We start from the raw sequence: 25131 nt of genomic DNA, 5'->3' as shown, positions 1-25131 counted from the left end.
CGGCTGCCCGTCCCATGGCTCGGCGGGTCGGTGGCACGCCGCACCCAGCCCCTGCCAGGGACCCGCTCAGGAAGGCGGATGATGACCGGTCAGCACCGTCCGGCCGCCGACACCATCGTCGTCGGCGCCGGGCTCGCGGGCCTCGCCTGCGCGCTCGACCTCAGCCGCGCGGGCCGGCGGGTCGAACTCCTGGAGGCGTCCGACGGCGTGGGCGGCCGGATGCGTACGGACCGCCGCGACGGATTCCTCCTGGACCGTGGCTTCCAGGTCTTCAACACCGCATACCCCCAGGTCAAACAGCGGGTGGAGCTACGGGCCCTGCGGCTGCGGCCGTTCACCCCGGGCGTCGTCGCCCACACCCCCCGGGGTGTGGTGCGGCTCGCCGATCCGACGCGGTGTCCGCGGGCGGTGAGCGGTCTGCTGCCCGGGCGCGCCCTGTCGGCGCGTGACCTCACCGCGCTGGCCGCCCTGACCACGCGCGATCTGCTGGTACCGGCCGCGTTGCTCAAGCGGCGCCCGGACCGGTCCACCGCCGAGGCACTGACCCGGGCCGGGCTGTCGTCCCGCGCCGTGGAGGAGGTGCTGCGGCCCTTCCTGTCCGGGGTGTTCCTGGAGGACGAACTCGAGACCTCCGCCCGCTTCTTCCACCTCGTCTGGCGCAGCATGGCGCGCGGCACCCTCTGCCTCCCCGCGGAGGGCATCGGGGCGGTGCCGCGGCAGCTCGCCGACGGCCTGCCCGAGGGCACGCTCCGGCTGGACACCCCGGTGGCGGCGCTCACCGACACCGGTGTGCTCTTGGAGGACGGAGGTGAACGCCCGGCCGCCACGGTCGTGGTGGCCACCGACGCCGCCACCGCCGTCCGTCTGCTGCCCGGCCTCCCGCTCCCCGGTCACCGGGGAGTCACCACGTACTACCACGCCACCGGCACACCTCCGCTGCCCGAACCGACCCTGGTCACCGACAGCGACTCCGCCATCCTCAATACCTGTGTGCTCTCCGAGGTCATCCCCACCTGCGCACCGCGCGGCACCTCCCTCGTCCAGACCTCCGTGCTGCCCTCGGACCGGCCGGATGGCGAGGCAGCCGTACGCGAGCGGCTCGGAGCGCTCTACGGTGTCGACGCCGCCGACTGGGACCTGATCGCCACCTACAGCGTCGAAGCGGCCCTCCCCGCCATGCGCGCGCCGTGGCCGCTGAGCCGTACGACCCGCTTCGCCGAGGGCCGCTACGTCTGCGGCGACCACCGCGCCACCGGCTCCGTGCAGGGCGCCCTCGCCTCCGGCGGCCGCGCGGCGCGGGAGGTGCTGGCCGATTCCGCCGGGCGGTGAGCTCTTCGGGGGGTGAGCCTTCACGTGGTGAGCTCCCAGAAGGTGTACTTCCGGTCCTCGGAAAAGGCCGGTTCCCCAATGCTCGGACGGGCGGAGGAGAGCGACGGGTAAAGGCGCGCGGCGTGCCCTCGGGGGACCAGGTGCAGGGTGAACTCCTGCATAGTGGCGAGCAATTCCCCGTAGGGCGCGGTCGGCATGCGGACCTTGATAGCATGCGCCACCGACGCGCCAGGCGGGGCCAGGAAAGCGGAATGTGGGATTCAGGGCGCGTTGGTGCTGCTCGCGGGATAACGCCAGGTCAACCGTGCTGCCGGGCCGGTCCTGGAGGGTGTGGAGGGCTGGGAGCGGAGGTGAATCGGCGCCCGTTCCCGGTTGAATGAATTCAACGTTGAATACCTGACGCCGGTGCGTCATTATGTCATTCTGAAGTTTTCCGGGAGTGGCGCCCCGAGGTCAGCGGTCCAGGAAATAGTCAGAGATCGGCAACTTCCTGCCAAAGCCCTGCGGATAGCTGGCAGTAAGAGGACACGGATGCTTTCCTGGATTCTGTCTTACGGCCGCTAGCGTGGTTGTCGACAGAGCGACATCCGAGCGCCAGTTCAGATCCACCCCACCGTGAGACGGCACCCCGCCTTCGTTCGCTGACCGTTGGGAGATTTCGTATATGGCTGAGGTGGAACTCTCGGCAGGGACCATCGAGTACGAGGACACCGGTGGCGACGGGCCGGTGGTCGTCCTCCTGCACGGCGTGGCCATGGACGGTTCGCTGTGGCGGAACGTGGTCGCGGATCTGCGCACCGACTTCCGGTGTGTGGTGCCCACGCTGCCGCTGGGCGGGCACCGGCGTCCGATGCGCGCCGATGCGGATCTGTCCATCCTGGGAGTGGCGCGACTGGTCGCCGAGTTCCTGGAGAAGACCGACCTGCGTGATGTCACCCTGGTGATGAACGACTGGGGCGGGGCGCAGGCCCTCGTCGCCGACGGCCGTGACCAGCGGATCGGACGGCTCGTCATCACCTCCTGTGAGGCGTTCGAGAACTTCCCGCCGGGCCTGCCCGGCAGCAATCTGTACATGTCGGCCAAGATGCCCGGCGGTATCAACCTCGCGTTCCGGCTGCTGAAGCTCACACCGATGCGGCGGATGCCGATGACCTGGGGGAGGATGAGCAAGCGGCCGGTGCCGCACGAGGTCATGAACCAGTGGTTCGAGCCACTGTGGACCTCCAAGGAGATCCGCCGGGATCTGAAGAAGTACGTCCTCGGTGTGCCCGCGAAGAGCGAGCTGAACAACTGGGCCGAGAAGCTGCGGGACTTCGACCGTCCCGCACTCGTCGCCTGGGCCGCGGAGGACAAGGTCATGCCGCCCGAGCACGGCCGCAGACTGGCCGAGCTGCTGCCCAAGGGGCAGCACGTGGAGATCACCGACAGCTACACCCTCATCCCCGAGGACCAGCCGGGACAACTCGCCGCCGCCGTGCGGACGTTCCTGCTGGAGGGGTCCGCGACGGAGGGCTCCGCGGCGGCGGAGTAGCACAGGCCGGACGGGGGTGTCGCGGCAGGCGTGCTCCGGCCCGGGTGGCGAGTGGAACGTGTAGGAGGAGCACATGGCTGAGGGCGCGGACGCGCAGACGAGATCCACGGGGGACACCCGCCCGGGCACACGGACCGGAGGCGGGGCGCCGGGACCCGGGGCCGGACCGGCCCCCGGGTCCTGGGCCGGACGGCTGGCCGCACTGGCCGCCGACGACCGCTACCCGGCCGTGGTGGAACTCGTACGCGAACAGACCGCAGCGCTGCTCGGCACCGACCCCGCCACCATCGACCCGGAGCGCGCCTACCGCGACTACGGCTACAACTCCCTGGCGGCCGTGGAGCTGACCAACCAGCTCCGCAAAGCCACCGGTATGGAGCTGCCGCTCACCCTCCTGTTCGACCACCCCAACCCCTCCGCGGTGGCACAGAACCTGCTGGAGCGGGCCGGGTTCGAGAGGCCCGCACCAGCGACGGCTCCCGTGGCGACGCCCGCCGGATCCCCGGCCGACGGCCATGACGACCCGATCGCCATCGTGGGAATGGCCTGCCGCTATCCGGGCGGTGTGGCCTCGCCCGCGCAGCTGTGGGACATGGTGGCCGAGGGCCGCGACGTGGTCGCGGACTTCCCCCGGGACCGCGGCTGGGACCTGGAGGGTCTCTACGATCCGGATCCCGACCGGCCGGGCACCTGTTACACCCGTGCGGGCGGGTTCCTCGACGGGGCCGCCGACTTCGACGCCGACTTCTTCGGGATCGCCCGCCGTGAGGCGCTGGCGATGGACCCGCAGCAGCGGTTACTGCTGCAGACGGTGTGGGAGGCGCTGGAGGACGGCGGGATCGACCCCGGCACCCTCCGCGGCTCCGCCACCGGTGTGTTCATGGGCACCAGCGGACAGGACTACGACCAGATCGCCCGCGCGGGCTCGCCCGGACTCGAGGGGTACTGGGGCATCGGCTCCGCCGCGAGCGTGCTGTCGGGACGGGTGAGTTACGTCTACGGCTTCGAGGGCCCCGCGCTGTCCGTGGACACCGCCTGCTCCTCGTCGCTGGTGGCCGTCCACCTGGCCGCCCAGGGGCTGCGCCGCGGAGAGTGCGCGCTCGCCGTCGCGGGCGGTGTCACGGTGATGTCCACCCCGAAGGTGTTCACGGAGTTCAGCCGTCAGCGGGCGCTGTCCTCCGACGGCCGCTGCAAGTCCTTCGCGCAGGCCGCGGACGGCACCGGCTGGTCCGAGGGGATCGGGGGGCTGCTGCTGGAGCGGCTCTCCGACGCCCGCCGCCTCGGCCACCGGGTGCTGGGGCTCGTCCGGGGCACGGCCGTCAACCAGGACGGTGCCAGCAACGGACTCACCGCACCCAACGGGCCCTCGCAGGAACGGGTCATCGCCGCCGCCCTGAAGGACGCGGGCCTCGCCCCGGCGGATGTCGACGCGGTCGAGGGACACGGCACCGGCACCACCCTCGGCGACCCCATCGAGATCACCGCTCTGGCCTCGGCCTACGGCCGGGACCGGGCGGCGGACCGGCCGCTCAGGCTCGGTTCGCTGAAGTCCAACATGGGCCATGCCCAGGCCGCCGCCGGGGTGGGCGGGCTGATCAAGATGGTGCAGGCGCTGCGCCACGGTGTGCTGCCGCGCACCCTGCACATCGACCGGCCCACCGACAAGGCCGACTGGGCCGCGGGTCCGGTGTCGCTGCTGACCGAACCCGCCCCGTGGCCGCGCGCCGAGCACATACGCAGGGCGGGCATCTCCGCCTTCGGCGTGGGTGGCACCAACGCCCATGTGATCGTCGAGGAGGCGCCCGCCGAGGAACACGGCGACCAGCCGGCTGGGCCGACGACTCCGGTGCCCTGGGTGCTGTCGGCCACGTCCCCCGACGCACTGCGCGAGCAGGCCCGGCGACTGCACACCCGGCTCGCGGACCCCGAGCACACCGCCACGCCCCCCGGGCGGGTCGGTCACACCCTCGCCCTCCACCGCGCGCGGTTCGACCACCGTGCGGTGGTCGTCGGCGAGCGGCGCGATGAGCTGCTCACCGCGCTGGACGCATTCGCCCGCGACGCGCACGACGACGACACCGCCACCGCGTACTCCGCCCGGGCCACCGCGCGCACCGGCAGGACCGCGTTCGTCTTCCCCGGCCAGGGCTCCCAGTGGCTCGGCATGGGCCGCGAACTGGCCGCCGCCTACCCGGTGTTCGCCGATGAGCTGCGCGCCTGCGCCGACGCCCTCGCCCCGCACCTGGACTGGTCCCTGGACGATGTGCTCGCCGGCGCGCCGGACGCCCCGCCGCTGGACCGGGTCGATGTGGTGCAACCGGCCCTGTTCGCCGTGATGGTGTCCCTGGCCGCGCTCTGGCGCCACCACGGGGTCCGGCCCGACGCGGTGGTCGGCCACTCCCAGGGCGAGATCGCCGCCGCGTACGTGGCGGGCGGACTGACCCTCGCGGACGCCGCCCGGGTGGTGGCGCTGCGCAGCAAGGCCATCGCCGCCATCGCGGGCGGCGGGGGGATGGCGTCGGTGACCGCCACCCCCGCCCGGCTCACCCCCCTGCTGGAGCGGTGGGCGGGCCGGATCTCGGTGGCCGCCGTGAACGGACCCGCGTCCCTGCTGGTCTCCGGCCCCGCCGACGACCTCACCGAACTCCTCGAGGCCTGCGCGGCCGAGGACATCTGGGCCCGCCGGGTCAACGTCGACTACGCCTCGCACTCCGCCGGGGTCGACGCCCTGCGGGAGGAACTGGCCGGCGCGCTGGCCCCGGTCCGGCCGCACGACGGCCAGGTGCGCTTCCAGTCCACCGTGCGGGGCGGGGCGCTGGCCACCTCCCAGCTCACCGCCGACTACTGGTTCCGCAATCTGCGGCAGACCGTGCGCTTCGAGGAGGCGGTGACGGATCTGGTGGCGGGCGGTTTCACCACGTTCGTCGAGATGAGCCCGCACCCGGTGCTCACCGTCGCCGTCGAGCAGACCACCGAGGCGTCCCCGGCGGGCCGCGCGGCGGTCGTCGGCTCGCTGCGGCGCGACGACGGCGGTCCGCGCCGCTTCCTCGCCTCGCTCGGCGAAGCACACGCCCATGGTGTGCCGGTGGCGTGGGAGACGGTGTTCGGCGAGAGCGGCGAGACCGGCGCAACCGGCGGCCTGGTGGACCTGCCCGGTTACCCGTTCCGGGCCGAGCGGTTCTGGGCGACACCCCGGCAGACCGGGGGCGGCGATGTGTCCGGCGCCGGCCAGCGCGCCGTCGGCCATCCGCTGCTCGCCGCGGCCGTGCCCATGGCCGCGGGGACGGGATGGCTCTGCACGGGGCGGGTGTCCCGCCGTACGCATCCGTGGCTGACCGACCACACGGTCTACGACATGGTCCTGCTGCCCGGCACCGCGTTCGTGGACATCGCCCTGCGGGCCGGTGAACTGACCGGCGCTCCGGTGGTGGAGGACCTGGCCATCGAGGCACCGCTCGCGGTCCCCGGCGACACCGCGGTGGACCTCCAGGCCGTGGTGGGCGCACCCGACGACGAGGGCAGGCGGCCGCTCACGCTGTACTCGCGGACCGCCGGCACCGAGGGCGAACACGGCTGGACCCGGCACGCCACCGGCACACTGGCGGTGGACGAGGAGGGCGCGGCCACCGGGACGGCCCTCGAGGTGTGGCCGCCCGCCGGGGCGGAGCGCCTGGACACCGACGACCTCTACGACCGGCTCGCGGACCGCGGCTTCGGCTACGGGCCGGCCTTCCAGGGACTGTCCGCGGCATGGCGGCTCGGCGACACGGTGTACGCGGAGGTGGCCGCCCTCGCCGAGGAGGAGCGGGCCGACGGCGAACGCCACGGTCTCCACCCGGCGTTGCTGGACGCCTCCTTCCACGCCCGGCTCACCGGCCTGGGCCGGACCGGTGCCACGGACGGGGAGCGGGACGGTGCCTGGCTGCCCTTCGCCTGGTCCGGGGTACGGATCAGCGCTCCCGGCGCCACCGGCCCGCTGCGCGTCACCCTCACCCCGCTGGGCGAGGGCACGGTCGGGATGACGGCGGTGGACGGCGCCGGCGCACCGGTGGTGTCCGTCGCGTCCGTGCTGGCCCGGCCGGTCTCCACCGGGCAGTTGGCGGCGGTCCGCGCGGCCACCGCGGACGAGGCGCTGTTCCGCCTCGACTGGGCGGCGGTGGACACACCGGACCGGCCCGTCGCGCCACGTCGCTGGGCGGCCCTCGGCCCCGTACCGTTCGCGCTCCCCGGGACGGACCCGGCGCACCACGCGGACCTGGGCGCGCTCGCCGCCTCGGTGGCGGCGGGGGCGGACGTTCCCGATGTCGTGGTCGTGCCCGCCGAGGCCCCCGGCACCCTCACCGCCGCCGGTGTCCGCGCGGTCGCCCAGACCACCCGGCGACTCCTCCAGGAATGGCTTGCCGACGAGCGGTTCAGCGGTACGGAACTGGTGTTCCTCACCCGAGCGGCGATACGCACGCCGGCGGATGCCGACGCCACGGCACCGGACGGTCCCGACCCGGGCCTCGCGCCCCTGTGGGGGCTGGTGCGCACCGCGCAGTCCGAACACCCCGGCCGCTTCCGGCTCGTGGACCTCGACGCGGACCCCGCGTCCGTCCGCGCGCTGCCCACCGCCCTCGCCACCGGTGAACCACAGTTGGCCGTCCGGTCCGGAGCTGCCGTCCTGGCGCCCCGGCTGGTACGGGCCACCGCCCCGGGCGGCGTCACCGGCGGACCGATGGCGTTCGACCGGGACGGCACGGTCCTGATCACCGGCGGGACCGGTGGACTCGGCTCGCATGTGGCCCGCCGTCTGGCCACCGCGCACGGGGCGCGCCATCTGCTGCTGGTCAGCCGACGCGGCCGCGACGCCGGGGGCGTGGCGGAGCTGGAGCGTGAACTCGAACAGGCAGGCGCGGAGGTGACGGTGGCCGCGTGCGACGTCGCCGACCGGGATGCGCTCGCGGCACTCCTGGACACGATCCCCGCCGGCCGGCCGCTCACCGCCGTGGTCCACTCCGCGGGAGCCCTCGAGGACGGACTGCTGGAATCGCTGACGCCCGGGGGACTGGACCGGGTGCTGCGGCCCAAGGTGGACGCCGCGCTCCATCTGCACGAGCTGACCGCCGGGCTCGGCCTGGCCTCCTTCGTGCTGTTCTCCTCCGTGGCGGGCACCGTCGGGGGACCGGGCCAGGGCAACTACGCCGCCGGGAACATGTTCCTGGACACCCTCGCCCAGTGGCGCCGTGCCCAGGGGCTGCCCGCGCTCTCCCTGGCCTGGGGGCTGTGGGAGGAGGAGAGCGGGATGACCCGCCACCTCGGCGGATCCGGTGTCGCCGCGCTCGGCCGCTCCGGACTGGCACCGCTGTCCACCGAGGAAGGGCTCCGGCTGTTCGACACCGTGCACGGCACGTCCGATGCACTGCTCGTCCCGGCCCGGCTGGACACCGCCGCCCTGCGCGCCCAGGCACGGGAGGACGGCCTGCCCGCCGTACTGCGCTCCCTGGTACCCGCTCCGGTGCGGCGGCGGTCCACCACCGCGGACGGTGATCTGCTCGCGCGGCTGGCCGCCGCGTCCGCGGAGACACGGGATGAACTCGTCCTGGAGGTGGTCGCCGTACACGTGGCCGCGGTGCTCGGACAGGACGGTCCGGACACGGTGGATCCCGAGCGCGCCTTCAAGGAACTGGGACTGGACTCGCTCGGCGCGGTCCGGCTGCGCAACCGGCTGCAACAGGCCACCGGGCTCACTCTGCCCTCCACGCTCGTCTTCGGCCATCCGTCGCCCGCCGCGCTCGCCGCCCATCTGCTGACCCTCCTCGGGAAGCGGCTCCCCGGCGGCGAGGCACCGCCCCCCGCCTGTGCGGAGGTGTCCGGCGAGGGGCCGGGCACGGCCGATCGGAGCGTGGTGACCGGCGCCCGGGAACACGTGGAGACGGCCAGCGCGGAGGAGCTCTTCGCCTTCATCGACAACGACCTGGAGGTGGGCTGAGCCATGTCCGACACCCTGTCCGGCGCCACCGCCGATTCCGCGTCCGACACCACGTCCGGGTCACCCTCCGACGCGGACAAGTCCCTCCGCTACCTCCGCCGGGTCACCGCCCAACTGGCGGAGACCCAAGCCCGGTTGAAGCGGCTCCAGGAGCCGATCGCCATCGTCGGGGCGGCCTGCCGCTATCCCGGCGGCATCGGGTCCGCCGCACAGCTATGGGAAACGGTGGCGGAGGGCCGGGACGTCATCACGGACTTCCCCCGGGACCGTGGCTGGGACCTGGAGGGTCTCTACGATCCGGATCCCGACCGGCCGGGCACCTGTTACACCCGTGCGGGCGGGTTCCTCGACGGGGCCGCCGACTTCGACGAGGAGTTCTTCGGCATCGGCCGCCGTGAGGCGCTGGCGATGGACCCGCAGCAGCGGCTGCTGCTGCAGACGGTGTGGGAGGCCCTGGAGGACGGCGGGATCGACCCCGGCACCCTGCGCGGCTCCGCCACCGGTGTGTTCGTCGGGACGACCGGCCAGGACTACGCGTGGCTCGCCCGCGCGGGCTCTCCCGAACTCGAGGGGTACTGGGGCATCGGTTCGGCGGGCAGTGTGCTGTCCGGCCGGGTCAGCTATGTCTACGGCTTCGAGGGCCCCGCGATGACCGTGGACACCGCCTGTTCGTCCTCGCTGGTCGGAGTGCACCTCGCCGTACAGGCGCTGCGCCGTGACGAATGCACCCTCGCGCTGGCGGGTGGGGTCACGGTGATGTCCACCCCCGCCACCTTCACCGAGTTCAGCCGTCAGCGCGGACTGTCGCCCGACGGCCGCTGCAAGTCCTACGCCCAGGCCGCGGACGGCACCGGCTGGTCCGAAGGGGCCGGTCTGGTCCTGCTGGAGCGGCTATCCGACGCCCGTCGCCTCGGCCACCGGGTGCTGGGGCTCGTCCGGGGCACGGCCGTCAACCAGGACGGTGCCAGCAACGGCCTCACCGCACCCAACGGCACGTCACAGGAACGTGTCATCGCCGCCGCCCTCAAGGACGCCGGACTCACCCCCGATGACATCGACGCGGTCGAGGGACACGGCACCGGCACCACGCTCGGCGACCCCATCGAGATCGACGCCCTGACGTCCGTCTACGGCCGGGACCGCGCGGCCGCCCGCCCGTTGCGGCTGGGCGCGCTGAAGTCCAATCTCGGCCACACCCAGGCCGCCGCCGGAGTGGGCGGGCTGATCAAGATGGTGCAGGCGCTGCGCCACGGTGTGCTGCCGCGCACCCTGCACATCGACCGCCCCACCGACAAGGCCGACTGGCACTCGGTGTCCCTGCTGACCGAACCGGTGGACTGGCCACGGGGTGAACGGGTGCGCCGGGCGGGTGTCTCCGCCTTCGGTATCAGCGGCAGCAACGCCCATGTGATCGTGGAGGAGGCCCCCGCCGAGGAACCCGCTCAGCCCGCCGCCGAGTTCGCGGGACCGGTGCCCTGGGTGCTCTCCGCGACCTCCACCGCCGCACTGCGCGACCAGGCCCGGCGGCTGCACACCCACCTCTCGGAACCCGGGCACACCGGCACACCACCCGCCGAGGTGGCCGCCGCGCTCGCGGTGACCCGGGCCCGTTTCGACCACCGCGCCGTGGTGGTCGGCACCGGGCGCACCGAACTGCTCGCCGGGCTGGACGCCTACGCCCGGGGCGAGCTCGCCGCCAACACGGTGCACGGCACCGCCGCCCGCAAGTCCAGGACCGCCTTCCTCTTCTCCGGCCAGGGCTCCCAGTGGCCGGGCATGGGCGAGGAGCTGTACACCACCTATCCGGTGTTCGCCGACGCGCTCGACGCCGCCCGCGCCGAACTGGACCGCCATCTGCCACGGCCGCTGCGCACCGTGATGAGTGCGCCCGACGGCAGTCCGGACGCCGGACTGCTGCACCGGACGCGGTACACCCAGCCCGCCCTGTTCGCCCTGGAGACGGCGCTGTTCCGGCTCCTCGAATCATGGGGGCCGCGACCGGACTTCCTGATGGGCCACTCCATCGGCGAGCTGGCCGCGGTGCACGCCGCGGGCGCCCTCTCCCTGGCCGACGCCGCCACGCTGGTGGCCGCCCGGGGCCGGTTGATGGAACAGCTCCCCTCCGGTGGCGCCATGGTGGCCGTGGAGGCCACCGAGGACGAGACCGGCGCCGCCCTGGAGGGTTATGAGGGGCGCCTCGCGCTCGCCGCGGTCAACGGGCCGCGCGCGGTGGTGGTGTCCGGAGCCGAGGACGCGGTGCTGGAGTGGGCCGCGCGGTGGAAGGAACGCGGCCGCCGCACTCGCCGACTGCGGGTGAGCCATGCCTTCCACTCACCCCTGATGCGCCCCATGCTGTCCGAACTCAAGTCCATTGCGGCGGAGTTGACGTTCTCCGCGCCGCGGATCCCGGTGATCTCCAACGTCACCGGTGCGCCGCTGTCCCCCGTGGAGATGGCCGCACCGGGGTACTGGGCGCGCCATGCCGAGGAGCCGGTGCGCTTCCAGGACGGTATCCGCCACCTGGAGGGCGCGGGAGTGACCGCGTATCTCGAGGTGGGCCCGGACGCCGTACTCACCTCCATGGCGCGGGGCTGTCTGACCGACGGCGGGACCGCGACCATGGTGCCCGCCCTGTACGCCGGTAAGCCCGAGGGCCGAGCCCTGGTCAGCGCCGTCGGCGAACTGCACGCCCACGGCGTGGACGGCGCGGACCCGGCGGCGCGGTTCGAGGCGGTGGCCGCCCGCCGGGCGGCGGGCGCCCTGGCGCTGCCCAGCTATCCGTTCCGGCGCAACCGCCACTGGATCGACGCCCCGGCTCAGACGACGGCGGGTACCGAGCCCGTCCCCGTGGCGGCCGAACCGCCTGCCGTCCCCGACCCGCCGGCCGACGGCCCGCAGGATGTGCTCGCCATGGTCCGCACCCAGGCGGCCCTGGTCCTCGGCTACGACGACGGCGCCACGGTGGACGAGCACCGCACCCTGCTAGAGCTGGGCATCGACTCCATGGGCGCGGTCCGGCTGCAGCAGCGGCTGACCGCCGCCACCGGTCTCGACCTGCCGCCGACCCTCCTGATCGACCATCCGACCCCGGCGGCCATCGCCGGACATCTGCGCACCCTGCTCGGTATCGACGAGGCCGGTCACCCCGCGGCCGGGGGACCGGCGGCGACCGATGCCGCCTCCCCGGGCGACGGTGCGTTCAGCGCACTGCTGCGCGTCGCGCACGCCCGGGGCGAACTGGAATCCTCCGTCCCGATGCTGGCGTCCGCCGCCGCCTCCCGCCCCGGCTTCACCACCGCCACCGAACTGGACGCCCCGCCGCGGGCGGTGCTGATCTCCGACGGACCCGCCGAACCCGCCGTCATCTGCGTGCCGTCCTTCCTCGCCGGGTCCGGCCCCCACCAGTTCGCCCGTTTCGCGGCCGGGTTCGAGCACCGTCGCCATGTCTCGGCCCTCACCCTGCCCGGCTTCGGTGACTCGCCCCTGCTGCCCGCCACCTGGGAGGCGGCGGTCGAGGCGCTGGCGGACAGCGCGGTACGGACCGCCGCGGGCGCCCCGGCGCTGTTCGTCGGCCACTCCATCGGCGGTGTCATCGCCCATGCCGTGGCGGCCCGGCTGGAACGCGACGGCCATCCGGTGCGGGGTGTCGTACTGATCGACACCTATGAGCCGGAACCCACCGAGCGGGCCCAGGTGTTCGCGTGGGCGATGGGCAGCGTCCTGGACCGCGGCCACGCCTACGTCGACGTCAGCGAGACGGGCGTACTGGCCATGGGCGGCTATCTGCGGCTGCTGGAGGACTGGGCGGTGGATCCGCTCATCGCGCCCGCCCTGCTGCTGACCGCCAAGGTGCCCCCGCCCGTTCCGGAAGCCGGTACGTGGACCCTGTGGCGCGCGGCGGACACGGTCACCCCGCTCCCCGGTGACCACTTCTCGGTCCTCGAGGAACACGCCGGACACACCGCGCGGACCGTCGAGGAATGGCTGTGAAAGGACACTCCATGCACCCTCCCTTGGGCATCGTCGACTTCGGGAGCCATCTGCCCGGGAACATCGTGGGGCCCGAGTTCTTCGTGGACCCGGACGCCGCCGCGGATCCCCTCGCCGACCTGCCGCTCTTCCGTGTCCCGGCCACCCGCCACCACGTCGACCGCGAGGACCGTGCCGCCGAGATGATCGCGAAGGCGGCCCGGCCCGTCTTCGAACGGCTGGGCCGGGATCCCGCGGACCAGGTCGATGTGCTGATCACCAATGTGCTGCTGCCCGACGAGCCGTTCATGGGCATCGGGGCGGAGGCCGCGCACCGCATCGGCTGCGACCCCGAGTGGATCGTCGACCTGCACAACGGCGGCTGTGCCTCGTTCATGTACATGCTGCGCCTGGCCGAGAAGATCATGGCCGACGGTTCGGCGCGCACCGCGCTCATCGCCAATGTGCAGAACGCGGCGGGCCAGGTCTTCGCCCAGTCCGACGTCCGCACCCTCTCCCACGCCCCCATGCCGGGCGACGGCTGCGGAGTGGCCTACCTGGAGGCCGGTGCGGGGTCCCCGCTGCTCGGTGTGCGCACCCGCAGCACCCCCGGCTACGCCCATGACCTGGGGATGGTCACCCCGGACAAGCGGAAGTACTGGGAGCCGGGCAGCGGCCAGATGGACATCCACTTCGACGAGACCAAGACCACCGAGATCCTGGAGCGCGGCAACACCCTGGTGCCCGAGCTGGTCAAGGAGTTGTGCACGGACCTCGGTGTGCCCACCTCGGAGATCGATGTGCTCGTCACCAACCAACCCAACCGCATCTTCCTGAAGAACTGGCGCGAGGCGCTGGACATCGACGCCGAGCGCCACTTCGACACCTTCGACCGCTGTGGCAACCTCTACGGCGCCGCCGTGCCCGTCACCCTCGAACAAGCCGCCCGGGAGGGGCAGTTGAAGGACGGCGATCTCGTGGTGATGTCGGGGTTCGCCCACGCCGGTGACTTCGCCTCCGCGGCGGCGATCCGCTGGAACGGAGGTGCCCTGTGACCCTGCCGACCGAACACTTCGACGTCGTCATCGTCGGAGCGCGGGTCGCCGGCTCCTCGCTCGGCGCGCTGCTGGCCCGCCGGGGACTGCGGGTCGCCGTTCTCGACCAGGCCGCATCGCTGGGCTTCACCCTCTCCTCCAACATCCTCCAGGCCGATTCACTGGCCTTCCTCGACCGGCTCGGGCTGACCGGGCGGCTGCGCGAGGCGGGCGTCACCCCCATGGCACGTGTCGACATGCGGCTGGAGGACTTCCGGGTACACGCCCGCTTCCCCCAGCGCCCCGGTGACGTGGGCGGCGCGGCCTGCATCCGGCGTCAGGTCCTGGACCCCCTGGTACGGGACGCGGCCGCCGAGGCCGGGGCGACCGTACGCCTCGACACCAAGGTGACGGAACTGGTCCGGGAACACGGCCGGGTGGCCGGCGTCCGGGTGGTGTGCGACGGCACCGAAACCGTGCTGCGCGCCCGGCTCGTCGTCGGCGCCGACGGCCGCAACTCCACCGTCGCCGCCCTCGCCGGAGCCCGGCCGTACCACCTCACCACCAATGAACGCCGCTACCACTGGACCTACTTCGAGGGCGCCGACCTCGGCGAGACGCCCACCTTCGTCTTCCACCGCTGGGGCGACCGCCATATGCTCGGCGGCCCGGCCGACGGCGGGCTGTACATCGTCGGTGTGTCCCCGCAGACCCACGAGACGGAGCAGTTCCGCACCGACCTCGAAGGGTCCGTCGACGCCCACATCGCCGCCTGCGAACCGATCGCCACCGCCCTCGCCGACGCAAGACGCGCCACCAGGATCTATGGCATCCAGCGTTTCCAGGGGTACTTCCGGGAGGCGTCCGGGCCCGGCTGGGTACTCATCGGCGACGCCGGACACTTCAAGGACCCGGCCGGTGGCCGCGGTATCGGCGACGCCTTCCACCAGGCCGAACGGCTCGCCCCCGCCGTCGAGGCCACGCTGACCGGACCGGCGGGCACTCTGGACCGCGCCACCGGGGAGTTCGGCCGCTGGCGCGACCGCACCTACGCCGAGTACTACGGCCTCGCCGCCGACCTGGGCGTGGCCGGACCCATCGCGGCCGCCGTGCCCGAGGTCGTCCGCCGACTGCACGCACGCGGCCGGATCGGCGATGTCCTGGACCTGCTGAGCCACCGTGCCTCGCTGCTCGATGTCCTCACCCCCGCCCGGGTCCTGGGCGCCACCGGCCGACTGCTGGTGCGCGGTGCCCGGGGCGCGGGAAGCGGATCGGCGCCGGGCGGCGGACGCGGGGCGCTGCTCCGTCAGGCCGGAGCGCTCGCCGCCGGTGAAGTGCGCCGCCGCAAGGCCATGTGGCGCCCGGTCTACGGTCCGGCACCCGCCCCGCGCCGGGACCACCGCACCACGCAACACCCCACGGGCCGTACCGAACAGGAGCTGAACCGATGACCACGTCCACCGACACCGGCGCCGCGGCCGCGCCACCGCGACCGGACTTCCCGAGCCCGCTGCTGCCGCCGGGCGTGGAGCTGACCTTCGACCGGACCGTGCCCCGGGACATCGCACACCGCCGCCAGATCGGCGAGGTGTTCGTCGCCGACTCCGCACAGGCCGGCGAGGACGACTTCTGCCTGTCCTTCCAGGTGCCGAGGGCACACAGCCTGTGGTCCGACCAGTGGGACGCCTACCACGACCCGTTCGCCTCCGCCGAGGCCGCGCGGCAGGCCATCTTCGTCCTGCTGCACCGCCATGTCGGCGTGGCGGTCGGACTGCCCTTCAGCCTCCAGCGGATCAGCTTCCGGATCGAGGACGTGGAGGCGTACCGCAACGACCACGCCTGGCCCCTCCAGGGATATCTGCGCTACCGCGTGGCCGGGCGCCGCAACCGCGGCTCGGACGTGGTCGGTATGACCCTCGAGGGCGCGATGGAGATCGGCGGGCGCCCGGCGATGACCCTCAGCGCCGAACTCGCCTTCATGTCACAGCAGGACTACGACGTCTTCCGGGCCTTCCAGCGGGCACAGAAGCCGGTGGCCACCGCCACCACCTCGCCGCGCCGCCCGCTCGACCCGGCCCTCGTGGGCCGGAGCAACCCGCGCAACGTGGTCATCGGCGCCCCCGGCGAGCACACCACCGGACCGGAGGGCCCGCTGCTCGCCGCCGACCGCCGCCACCCCGCCTTCTTCGACCACGAATACGACCACGTCCCCGGCCCGCTGATCGCCGAGGGCCTGCGCCAGGCGGCACTGGTGGCCGCCTGCCGCGCCGGGGCCGTGCCCTCGCCGCATGCCGTCGCCGTCGGCTGCGAGGCCGCGTTCCTCGACTTCGGCGAGTTCGAGGCCGACCTCACGTACACCGCCACCGTCGGGGACCCCGCCGCCGACGGCCGGGTGCCGGTCGAGGTCGGTCTGCACCAGTTCGGCAAGGCCATCGTCACCGGCCGTATCGACCTGCTGCCCGACACCCGCACCACCGCACACGCACACCCTCACGCACACGGAGTCTGAACATGGTGAATGAGCGAGCAGGAAACCGCGGCCGCGTGGCGGTCGTCGGGTCGGGCATATCCGGCCTGGCCGCGGCCCTCCGCCTGGAACGGAACGGGTACGACGTCGAACTCCTCGAAGCCGACGACACCCTGGGCGGCCGGTTCGGCGTGGGCCGTCTCGGCGACCGCCAGATCATGGCGGGCGGCAAGAACATCGGCCGCCGCTACACCGCCTTCCGCGCCTTCACGGCCGAACTCGGCGCCGACTCCTACGAGTCCTTCGGCTACAACGCCTCCCGCATCAAGAACGGCGAGGTGCTCACCCTCGACAGCGAGCGCCGCAGCCAGACACTGAAGAACATTCGCAAGATGGGCTCCAACCGCGACTTCGCCCGGATGGCGGCGATGGCGGCCCGGATCCGCATGGACGACACCAACCGCTTCCTGGGCTCCCACTACTTCACCCGGCTCTCGCGCGCCCACGACCACGCACCGCTCAGCGCCTATTTCGGCCCCCAGATGACCGACATGCTGGTGCGCCCGATGGTGATCCGGAACAACGGCGCGGAACCCGACGAGGTCTACCCGGGCACCTTCGGCACCAACCTGGCCATGCTGATGGACCACTACGACCAGCTCGGGGGCGGTATCCAGCCCGCTCTGGACGCCATCTCCAAGCGGGTCTCGGTCCGGCTCGGCGCCCGGGTGGAAGGACTGGTGGTGCGCGCCGGACGGGTGACCGGACTGCGGGTGTCCGACCACGGCGCGCCCGCCGAGGAGAGCTCCTACGACGGAGTGGTCCTCGCCACCCCGGCATACGCCACGGCCGAGATCGTGCGCTCCGAACGGCCCTCCCTCAGCCGCCGGCTGAAGGACGTGCGCTACTTCCCGTCCACGGTGGTGATCGTCGAGTACGACCAGCCCATGTTCACCCGTGAGGTACGGGCGCTGGCCATGGACGACGGGCCGTGCAGCAACGCCGGTTCGTACGGCATGGAGGAACGCCACATCGTCCGGTACACCTACAGCGGACGACAGGGACGGCTGATCGACCCCAGCCCCGAGCGCATCGACGAACTGACCAGCCAGACCGAGGAGAAGCTGCGCACCTATCTGGGCGCCCCGCGCGCCCGGCGGGTGAACACCACGGTCAAGCACTGGAATGCGGCCTACACCGGCTACCTCCCCTTCCACGCCGACTTCCTCCGCGAGGTCCGCGAGTCCGTGGCCACGCTGCCCGGACTGGAACTGGCCGGCGACTACATCCAGGGCGTGTGCATCGAGGCGTGCTGCCGCTCGGGCAACGCCGCGGGCTCCCGGCTGGCCGCCCACCTCAGCGGGGCGGGTGCCCGATGAGCCGTGCCGGGCTTGCGGTGGTCACCGGCGCCTCCTCCGGGATCGGCGCCGACCTCGCCCGGGGGCTCGCCGCCCGCGGCCACGACCTGTGGCTGGTCGCCCGGGGCACCGACGCCATGGAAACCCTCGCCGCCGAACTGCGCGACGCCCACAAGACGGAGGTGCGGGTACGCCCCTGCGACCTCGCCGACCCCGTCCAGCGAGGGGAGCTGGCCGGGGAACTGGCGGCCACCGAGGTGGCGGTGTTCTGCGCCAACGCGGGCTTTCCCACCTGCGGTGCGCTCGCCGACAACGACCCGGCCCAGGAAGCCGCCGAGATCCAGGTCAACGTGGTGGCACTGCACCAGCTGACACTGGCCGTCCTGCCCGGCATGCTGGCCCGCCGCCGTGGACGCGTCCTGGTCACCGGTTCCACGGCGGGCCGCCAGCCCGTGCCCACCGCCGCCACCTACTCCGCCACCAAGGCGTTCGCCAACACCTTCGCCGAATCGCTGCACGCCGAACTCCGCGGCACCGGGGTGAGCTGCACCCTGCTCGCCCCCGGCCCGGTACGCACCGGCTTCTACGACGTCGGCGGCATCCCGCGGCTGACCGACCAGAAGATCCTGGCCTGGCTCTCCCCGCGCCGGGTCGCCGACGCCGGGCTGGACGGCCTGGCCCGCGGGCGCCGCGTCGTCGTACCCGGCCCGGTCGCCAAGGCCCAGAACATCGCGGGCCGCCACACCCCCCGCGCGCTGCTCTTCCCCTTACTGCGCACCGCGATCCTGCCCCGTCTGCGCAAGGCGCGGGGCGGGAGGGCGGGCACTCCGTCACCCCAGCTCTCCCGGAAGTGAGGACACCATGGACGGTAGGGAACACCGCTGGTTCATGCTCATCGCGTCGGTCGTACCGCTCGTGGCCGTTCTGGGCGCGATGGTACTGCTGTGGAACCGGATCTTCTCCTGGTCCGATCTCGTGGTCACGCTGGTGATGTACGTGATCTCCGGCTTCGGTATCTCCGCCGGTTACCACCGGATGCTGACCCACCGCTCGTTCGAGACCTATAAGCCCATCCGCTACAGCCTGGCCACGGCCGGAGTCCTGGCCGGTCAGGGACCGCCGATCATCTGGGCGGCGCACCACCGTAAGCACCACCGGGTGGCCGACAAGCCGGGCGACCCGCACAGCCCGCACCTGGACTTCGAACCCGGGTTCAAGGGCATGGTGAAGGGCCTGTGGCACTCCCACCTGGGCTGGCTCTTCGACACCGGGCTCACCTCCGACCCGATGCGCTACTGCCCCGATCTGGTCCGTGAGAAGCCGCTGCGCTGGCTGAGCGAGAACCTGCTGCTGGTCACCGCCGCCGGAGTGGTGGCACCCGGTCTGCTGGCGTTCGCCATCACCGGCGGCGACGTCAAGGCGCTGTTCACCGGAATGCTGTGGGGCGGTCTGGTCCGTATCTTCCTCATCAACCATGTGACCTACGCGGTGAACTCCATCGGCCACTACTTCGGCCGCCGCCGCTTCGAGACCACCGACCACTCGCGCAACGTGGCCTGGCTGGCCATCCCCTCCTTCGGCGAGGCGTGGCACAACAACCACCACGCCTTCCCCCGCTCGGCCCGCCACGGGATGAAGTGGTACGAGGTCGACCCCAGCGCGATCCTCATCTGGAGCCTGGAGAAGACCCGTCTGGCCTGGAAGGTCATCCGGATCGACGCCGAGCGGATGGAGATGCGCGAGGCCGGTGTCAGCCGGGTCTCCGGTGTCTCCTCGGACAAGAAGGAACTGCTGGAGAGCCAGCAGAAGATCGCGCCGATGGCCGAGCGCAACCGGGACAGCCAGGAATCCCTGGTCGACGTCGAATAGGTGAAGATGAGCCACTACCAACCCCATCTACGGGACCTGGAGTTCAATCTCTTCGAGGTGTTCGGCCGGAGCGAGGCGTACGGACGGGGCGCGTTCGCCGAACTGGACCCCGCCACGGCGCGCACCGTCCTCGCCGAAGTGGCCCGGATGGCCACCGACGACCTGGCCGACAGCCTCGTCGACTCCGACCGCAACCCGCCCCGGTACGACCCGGGCCGCCGGTCGGTGACCTTGCCGGACACCTTCAAGAAGGCGTACCGCACCTGGACCGACGCCGGTTTCCACCGGCTGGACCTGCCGCCGGAACTGGGCGGGGCCGGTGCGCCGCCGTCCCTGTACTGGGCGGTCTCCGAACTCGTCCTGGGCGCCAACCCCGCCATCCACCTCTACTCGCTGGGCATCGGCGTCAAGGTCCTGCACCAGCTCGGCACCCCCGAGCAGCGTCGGCTGGCCAAGGCCATGGCGGACCGCGGATGGGGCTCCACCATGGTCCTCACCGAGCCGGAGGCGGGCAGCGATGTGGGCGCGGGCCGCACCAGGGCCATCCGCCAGGAGGACGGCTCCTGGCACCTCGAGGGCGTCAAACGCTTCATCACCTCCGGTGAACACGACCTGGCCGAGAACATCGTGCACCTGGTGCTGGCCCGCCCCGAGGGCGCGGGTCCCGGCACCAAGGGGCTGTCGCTGTTCATCGTGCCCAAGTACCAGGTGACCGACTGGACCACCGGTGAGCTCGGCGCCCGTAACGGCGTCTACGCCACCGCCCTGGAACACAAGATGGGGCTCAAGGCGTCCACCACCTGTGAGCTGACCTTCGGTGCGGAGCACCCCGCGGTCGGCCATCTGTTGGGGGAGGCGCACGACGGCATCCGGCAGATGTTCCACATCATCGAAGCCGCCCGGATGACCGTGGGCACCAAATCCATCGCCACCCTCTCCAGCGGCTATCTCACCGCGCTGGCCTACGCGCGGCAGCGCGTCCAGGGTGCCGATCTCACGAGGTCCACCGACAAGACCGCGCCGCGCGTCACCATCGTCCACCACCCCGATGTGAAGCGCTCCCTGCTGCTGCAGAAGGCCCATGCCGAGGGGATGCGCGCGCTGGTGCTGTTCACCGCCACCGTGCAGGACCGGATGGTGGCCGCCGAGGCCGCGGGGAACACCGACGAGGAGGCCAAGGCCCTCAACGACCTGCTGCTGCCGATCGTCAAGGGATACGGCTCGGAGAAGTCCTTCGAGCAGCTGACCCAGTCCCTCCAGACCCTGGGCGGCTCCGGATACCTCCAGGACTTCCCCGTCGAGCAGTATCTGCGCGACTCGAAGATCGACTCGCTCTACGAGGGCACCACCGCCATCCAGGGCCTGGACTTCTTCTTCCGCAAGGTCACCCGCGACCAGGGCAAGGCGCTCACCACGCTCTTCGCCGGGATACGGGAGTTCCTCGACACCGCGGCCGGCGGTGACTCCCTGGCGGCCGAACGCGCCCTGCTGGCCACCGCGTTCGACGATGTCCGAGCGATGGTCGCGACCATGACCGACCAGCTCATGGCCTCCCTCGAGGAGCCGACCTCCCTCTATCGGGTGGGCCGCAACACCACCCGGCTGCTGTTCGCCACCGGCGACCTCCTGCTGGGCTGGCTGCTGCTGCGCCAGGCGGCGGTGGCCCTGGAGAAACAGTCCACGGCGACGGCCAGGGACACCGCCTTCTACCGGGGCAAGGTCGCCTGCGCGGCCTTCTTCGCCCAGGAGGTGCTGCCGCTGCTGACGGCGCAGCGGGCCATCGCCGCGTCGGCGGGGGCGGAGTTCATGGAGGTGCCGGAGGACGCCATGTGACCCGTGTCCCGACGCGGATGGCGGTGCCGCGGGCAGAACGGCCGGGGTGTGAACCCCTGCCGTCGGCCCGCGGCCACGGCGTGTCTAGGAGCCGTCGGTGTCCCGTACCGCTCGCAGGGCGCTTTCCATCGCATGACGCAGATGTGTCCGCGCGTCCCCGGCGTCGGCCTTGGCCAGCAGCGCCGAAAGGAAATCCGGGTCCGCATAGCCGCTGCCCGGGGAATCCTTCGTGGCCCACAGCTGCGACCAGATGGAGATCATCATTTCGTTGCAGGCCCGGGCCTGCGCGAGCTGATGCGGTCCGCCCTCACCGGTGAAGACATCGCGGGCCGAGATCCCCAGCCGGTGGCCCATGGCGACCAGGAACGTCTCCCTCGACTCCGAAGCCAGAACCGCCAGCACACGGTCTCGAGCACTCATTGGTCCATGTCCCAGAAATCCTCGTCCGTCATCGGCCGGCCTCCACCATAGGATTCGCGGGGCAGCGAGTCCACGTCGTACCCACGTGACCGCAGCACGGCGACCCTGGTGTTTCCGTTCATGATAGTGCCGTCGGGCTTGACGATCAGTGGCTCATGCGCCCCCGGCCTCAGGGAGAAGACGATGTCTTCCGTGTCCATCTTGTGCCAGAAGTCCAGCGAGCTCTTGTCGAGCGAGCTGTCCGGGTGCAGCGACTTCAGCGGTTGATCCTCCCCACAGCTCTGGAGACCGAGCGGGTCCTGCCAGGTGTGGGGGTTGGCGACATAGCCGTGGGGGTTGGGGGCCGGAGCGAGGCCGAGCGGGTCGGGAGTGGCGTAGCGGGCGGTTTCCGGGTCGTAGTACCGGTGGTGGTTGTAGTGGAGGCCGGTTTCGGGGTCGGCGTACTGGCCGGGGAAGCGGAGCGGACAGTCGGTCCCGCCCGGTGGGGCGGAGAGCGCGGTACCCCAGAGGGTGGTGCGGGCCTGCCAGGCGAGGGTGCCGTCGGGTGCCACCAGTTCGGTGGGGGTGCCGATCAGGTCGGTGATGATGGCGTGGAACCGGACGTCGTACTCGGACTGCGGTACGTCGGCGAGAGCGATGATCGCGTCGGCGTTCTCGGGCCGGGCGGCGGGTGTCCGGTGGACCGACTGGGACACGGGGCGGTGGGTTCCCGGAGTGTAGTCCCACGTCATCAGCGTGCCGTCCGGGCTGAGCTGCTCGACCAGGCGCGTCCCGTCCCAGCTGAAGAGAACCGGATCGCGGTCGGGTCCGGTCTTGCTGATGCGGCGGCCGAGGGGGTCGTAGGCGTAGGTCCACTCGTCACCGTCGGGTGTGGTGGCTCGAGTGAGGCGGTCCTCGGTGTTCCAGGTGTAGGTCCAGGTGCGGGTCTGGCCGTTGAGGAGTCTGCGGGTACGGCGGGTCAGGCGGCCTGCGGCGTCGTATGCGTAGGTGGTGCGGCCGGCGCGATGGAGGAGGGTGCCGGTGTGGGCGCGGTCGCCGGTGGTGGGGTGGCCCGGTGCGGTGGCGTGGGTCTGGTTGCCCGCCGGGTCGTAGGCGTACTTCTCGGTCCAGCCGTGTGCCTGGACGCCGGTGGCCCGGCCCATGCTGTCGAGGGCGAAGTGGCGGGTGCCGGTGGTGAGTTCGCGGATCTCGGTGACGTAGCCGTCGGGGCGGTAGGTGTAGGCGCGGTGCTGGAGCAGGTCGTCCTGGGGCGAGGCGGTGACGCTCTGCGTGGTGAGGCGGCCGGAGGTGTCCCAGGTCTGGTCGAGGGTGATGGCTCCGCCTGCGCGCCGTGTTTCCCGGCCGGTGGCATCGTGGGAGAAGGCGAGTGTCTGCTCGGCGGTGGTCAGTGTCGCGGGCAGCCCCGTCGGGCCGTAGGTCCATGTGGAGCTCAGCCCCGAAGGGGCGGTGCGATGGGTGCGATTCCCCGCCGCGTCATAGCCGTAGATGGTGGTGCGGCCGTTGACGGTCTCGGCGACGACCCGGCCGAGTGGGTCGCGCTCCAGCGCCAGATGCACCTCCGCGCCGACCGCGTCGAGCAGTGAGCCGCCGGCGGCGTAGCGGTAGGCGGTCTCTTCGCCGGTGGTCTCGTCGAGCCGGCTGACCACTCGTCCGGCGGAGTCGAGGGTGTAGCGGAGGGTGTGGCCGAGGGCGTTGGTCCGGGCGGTGAGCCGGCCCGCGGCGTCGAGGGTGTAACTGCGGGTGGCGCCGTTGAAGTCGGTCTCGGATATCAGCCGACCCGCCGGGTCATAGGCATAACGCCACTCCCGCCCCTGGGGGTTGGTGACGGTGGTCAGCCGCAGTTCGGTGTCATAGGCGAAGGCGTAGTGCGCGCCGTCCGGGTCGGTACGACCGACCGGCCGGTCGAAGTGCGTGTGGGTGTAGCTGGTGATGTGCCCCGCCTGGTCGGTGTGGCGGGCGAGGTTGCCTTCGGTGTCCCACTGCCACGTTTCGCGGGCGCCGTCGGGGGTTTCGCGCCAGGCGGGTTTGCCTTCGATGGTCCAGCCGTGGCGGGTGGTCTGTCCGAGTCGGTCGGTGACGGCGGTGATCCGGCCGTGTGGGCCCCGGCGTGCTTCGGTGGTGTGGCCCAGGGCGTCGGTGATCGAGGTCAGATGGCCGAGGGTGTTGTAGGTGTAGTGGGTGGTGGCGCCGGTGGGGTCGGTGGTGGAGGTGCGGTCCCCGCGGTCGTTGTAGGTATGGCGCCACACGGCGCCGCCCGGCTCGCGGATCTCGGTGGGATGCCCCTGGCCGTCGTAGACCGCTTCCGCCGTGGTGCCGTCGGGGCGTTCGATGGCGATCAGGCGGTCCTGGTCGTCATAGCGGTAGCGGGTGGTGTGCCCCAGGGGGTCGGTGACGGCGACGGGGTGGCGGTTGTGGGCGTCCCATTCGGTGCGGGTGGTGTTCCCCAGCGGATCGGTCTCGGCGATCACCTTGTAGGCGTCGTTGCGCAGGTAGGTGGTGGTGTTGCCCAGGGAGTCGGTGTAGCGGGTGGTACGGCCCTCATCGTCGTAGTGCAGACGGCCTGAGAGGATCCCCTCGGGGCCGATCCCGCGCAGCACCCGGCCACGGTGGTCATAGACATGGGCGTAGGTGGTGCCGTTGCGGTCCGTCCACGACGTCATCCGATGCCGCTCGTCATACCGGTAACGCAACGGCCGCCCCGTGGAATTGACGATCTCCGACAGGTTCCCGGTGGCGTCGTAGCCGAAGGAGACCAGCGTGGTGCTGCGCTGGTGCTCCTCACCGTGGAGCAGCCGCAGCGCGGTGATGCGCGCCAGCTCTGGATCGGTGTCGACCGCGATCCGGTAGCCACCGGAATGGCTGACCTCGGTCGGCGCACCGTGTGTGTTGTAGCTGATGGTGATGCGGTCGCCCTCGCCGCTGCGGTCGGTGACCGCGGTCAGCACCAGCTCCCGCCCGCCCCCCGGAAGCGGCGCGAAATGCAGCATCCGATGATGCTCCGGGGTGGTGATGGTGAAGGTGCCGTCCGGTTTGCCGTCCCAGCGCAGCGGCCAGCGGGGCCCGGCGGCGGGAAAGGTGGGAACACCGGGCTCGGGCACCGGATAGGCCAGGATCATCCCGTCCTCGGCGATGAAGACCAGACCCGCGTCATCGATCTCCAGCCGCTGATCCAGCGTGCCCGCCCAGGTCCGCCCGAACCAGCCCCCACACGGATGCCCCGACACATAGTGCCGCTCCAGCACCAGGGGCAGCGCCCCGGGAAGGCTGACATCGGTGGCCGACATGACCATCTCACCGGTGGCCACATCGATCGGCTCACCCGTGGTGCACTTACTCTCCCCAGGAGTACA

12 protein-coding genes and 2 pseudogenes are annotated in these 25131 nt (G+C 72.1%); 11 read left to right on the top strand and 3 right to left on the bottom strand.

What is annotated here, in order from left to right:
• Positions 1-81: 81 nt before the first annotated feature.
• Positions 82-1329, top strand: coding sequence for an NAD(P)/FAD-dependent oxidoreductase (locus NMK44_RS35300; RefSeq protein WP_254751003.1), 1248 nt, complete (start codon positions 82-84; stop codon positions 1327-1329).
• 20 nt (positions 1330-1349) lie between these two features.
• Here the strand turns inward: NMK44_RS35300 and NMK44_RS35295 are convergent, their stop codons facing one another.
• On the bottom strand, positions 1350-1526 hold the full coding sequence (locus tag NMK44_RS35295) for a hypothetical protein (RefSeq protein ID WP_254750925.1): 177 nt from the start codon (positions 1524-1526) through the stop codon (positions 1350-1352).
• A 467-nt stretch (positions 1527-1993) separates the two neighbouring features.
• On the opposite strand from NMK44_RS35295, the gene NMK44_RS35290 reads away from it, so the two are divergent.
• The 10 genes and pseudogenes from NMK44_RS35290 to NMK44_RS35245 all read left to right on the top strand — a co-directional run bounded on the left by NMK44_RS35290 (position 1994) and on the right by NMK44_RS35245 (position 21361).
• Positions 1994-2860 (top strand): alpha/beta fold hydrolase, encoded by an 867-nt coding sequence (locus NMK44_RS35290; RefSeq protein ID WP_254750923.1) that lies wholly within the window; start codon positions 1994-1996, stop codon positions 2858-2860.
• A gap of 229 nt (positions 2861-3089) precedes the next feature.
• A pseudogene (locus NMK44_RS35285) lies at positions 3090-8831 on the top strand (type I polyketide synthase); the annotation flags it as partial.
• Positions 8832-8834: 3 nt separating this feature from the next.
• Complete coding sequence (locus tag NMK44_RS35280; RefSeq protein ID WP_254750919.1) at positions 8835-12821, top strand: type I polyketide synthase; 3987 nt, start codon at positions 8835-8837, stop codon at positions 12819-12821.
• An 11-nt stretch (positions 12822-12832) separates the two neighbouring features.
• Positions 12833-13855, top strand: coding sequence for a 3-oxoacyl-ACP synthase III family protein (locus NMK44_RS35275; RefSeq protein ID WP_254750917.1), 1023 nt, complete (start codon positions 12833-12835; stop codon positions 13853-13855).
• Positions 13852-15285, top strand: coding sequence for an NAD(P)/FAD-dependent oxidoreductase (locus NMK44_RS35270; protein WP_254750915.1), 1434 nt, complete (start codon positions 13852-13854; stop codon positions 15283-15285). Before NMK44_RS35275 ends, NMK44_RS35270 begins: the two co-directional genes overlap by 4 nt.
• Positions 15282-16343 carry an AfsA-related hotdog domain-containing protein gene (locus tag NMK44_RS35265; RefSeq protein ID WP_254750913.1) on the top strand — a complete coding sequence of 354 codons (1062 nt, stop codon included), beginning with the start codon at positions 15282-15284 and terminating at the stop codon, positions 16341-16343. Before NMK44_RS35270 ends, NMK44_RS35265 begins: the two co-directional genes overlap by 4 nt.
• A gap of 2 nt (positions 16344-16345) precedes the next feature.
• Positions 16346-17680, top strand: coding sequence for a protoporphyrinogen/coproporphyrinogen oxidase (locus tag NMK44_RS35260; protein WP_254750911.1), 1335 nt, complete (start codon positions 16346-16348; stop codon positions 17678-17680).
• Positions 17677-18513 carry an SDR family NAD(P)-dependent oxidoreductase gene (locus NMK44_RS35255; RefSeq protein ID WP_254750909.1) on the top strand — a complete coding sequence of 279 codons (837 nt, stop codon included), beginning with the start codon at positions 17677-17679 and terminating at the stop codon, positions 18511-18513. The genes NMK44_RS35260 and NMK44_RS35255 overlap by 4 nt, the downstream gene beginning before the upstream one ends.
• Before the next feature lie 7 nt (positions 18514-18520).
• A complete protein-coding gene (locus NMK44_RS35250; RefSeq protein WP_254750908.1) occupies positions 18521-19528 on the top strand; it encodes an acyl-CoA desaturase in 1008 nt (335 codons plus the stop codon).
• Positions 19529-19534: 6 nt separating this feature from the next.
• Positions 19535-21361, top strand: coding sequence for an acyl-CoA dehydrogenase (locus NMK44_RS35245; protein ID WP_254750906.1), 1827 nt, complete (start codon positions 19535-19537; stop codon positions 21359-21361).
• Positions 21362-21445: 84 nt separating this feature from the next.
• Here NMK44_RS35245 and NMK44_RS35240 read toward each other — a convergent pair whose 3' ends face one another.
• Together NMK44_RS35240 and NMK44_RS35235 are read right to left on the bottom strand one after the other, a co-directional pair.
• Positions 21446-21763 carry a hypothetical protein gene (locus tag NMK44_RS35240; protein ID WP_254750904.1) on the bottom strand — a complete coding sequence of 106 codons (318 nt, stop codon included), beginning with the start codon at positions 21761-21763 and terminating at the stop codon, positions 21446-21448.
• A gap of 293 nt (positions 21764-22056) precedes the next feature.
• Positions 22057-25131, bottom strand: a pseudogene (locus NMK44_RS35235) (DUF6531 domain-containing protein); the annotation flags it as partial.

It is taken from the genome of Streptomyces cucumeris (genome assembly GCF_024295805.1).
Classification (GTDB): domain Bacteria; phylum Actinomycetota; class Actinomycetes; order Streptomycetales; family Streptomycetaceae; genus Streptomyces; species Streptomyces cucumeris.
This window is presented reverse-complemented; position numbering and strand designations above follow the sequence as displayed.

Coding starts and splice junctions, on each gene's coding strand:
- NMK44_RS35300 (WP_254751003.1), top strand. CDS start 82: ATGACCGGTCAGCACCGTCCGGCCGCCGACACCATCGTCGTCGGCGCC.
- NMK44_RS35295 (WP_254750925.1), bottom strand. CDS start 1,526: ATGCCGACCGCGCCCTACGGGGAATTGCTCGCCACTATGCAGGAGTTC.
- NMK44_RS35290 (WP_254750923.1), top strand. CDS start 1,994: ATGGCTGAGGTGGAACTCTCGGCAGGGACCATCGAGTACGAGGACACC.
- NMK44_RS35280 (WP_254750919.1), top strand. CDS start 8,835: ATGTCCGACACCCTGTCCGGCGCCACCGCCGATTCCGCGTCCGACACC.
- NMK44_RS35275 (WP_254750917.1), top strand. CDS start 12,833: ATGCACCCTCCCTTGGGCATCGTCGACTTCGGGAGCCATCTGCCCGGG.
- NMK44_RS35265 (WP_254750913.1), top strand. CDS start 15,282: ATGACCACGTCCACCGACACCGGCGCCGCGGCCGCGCCACCGCGACCG.
- NMK44_RS35260 (WP_254750911.1), top strand. CDS start 16,346: ATGGTGAATGAGCGAGCAGGAAACCGCGGCCGCGTGGCGGTCGTCGGG.
- NMK44_RS35255 (WP_254750909.1), top strand. CDS start 17,677: ATGAGCCGTGCCGGGCTTGCGGTGGTCACCGGCGCCTCCTCCGGGATC.
- NMK44_RS35250 (WP_254750908.1), top strand. CDS start 18,521: ATGGACGGTAGGGAACACCGCTGGTTCATGCTCATCGCGTCGGTCGTA.
- NMK44_RS35245 (WP_254750906.1), top strand. CDS start 19,535: ATGAGCCACTACCAACCCCATCTACGGGACCTGGAGTTCAATCTCTTC.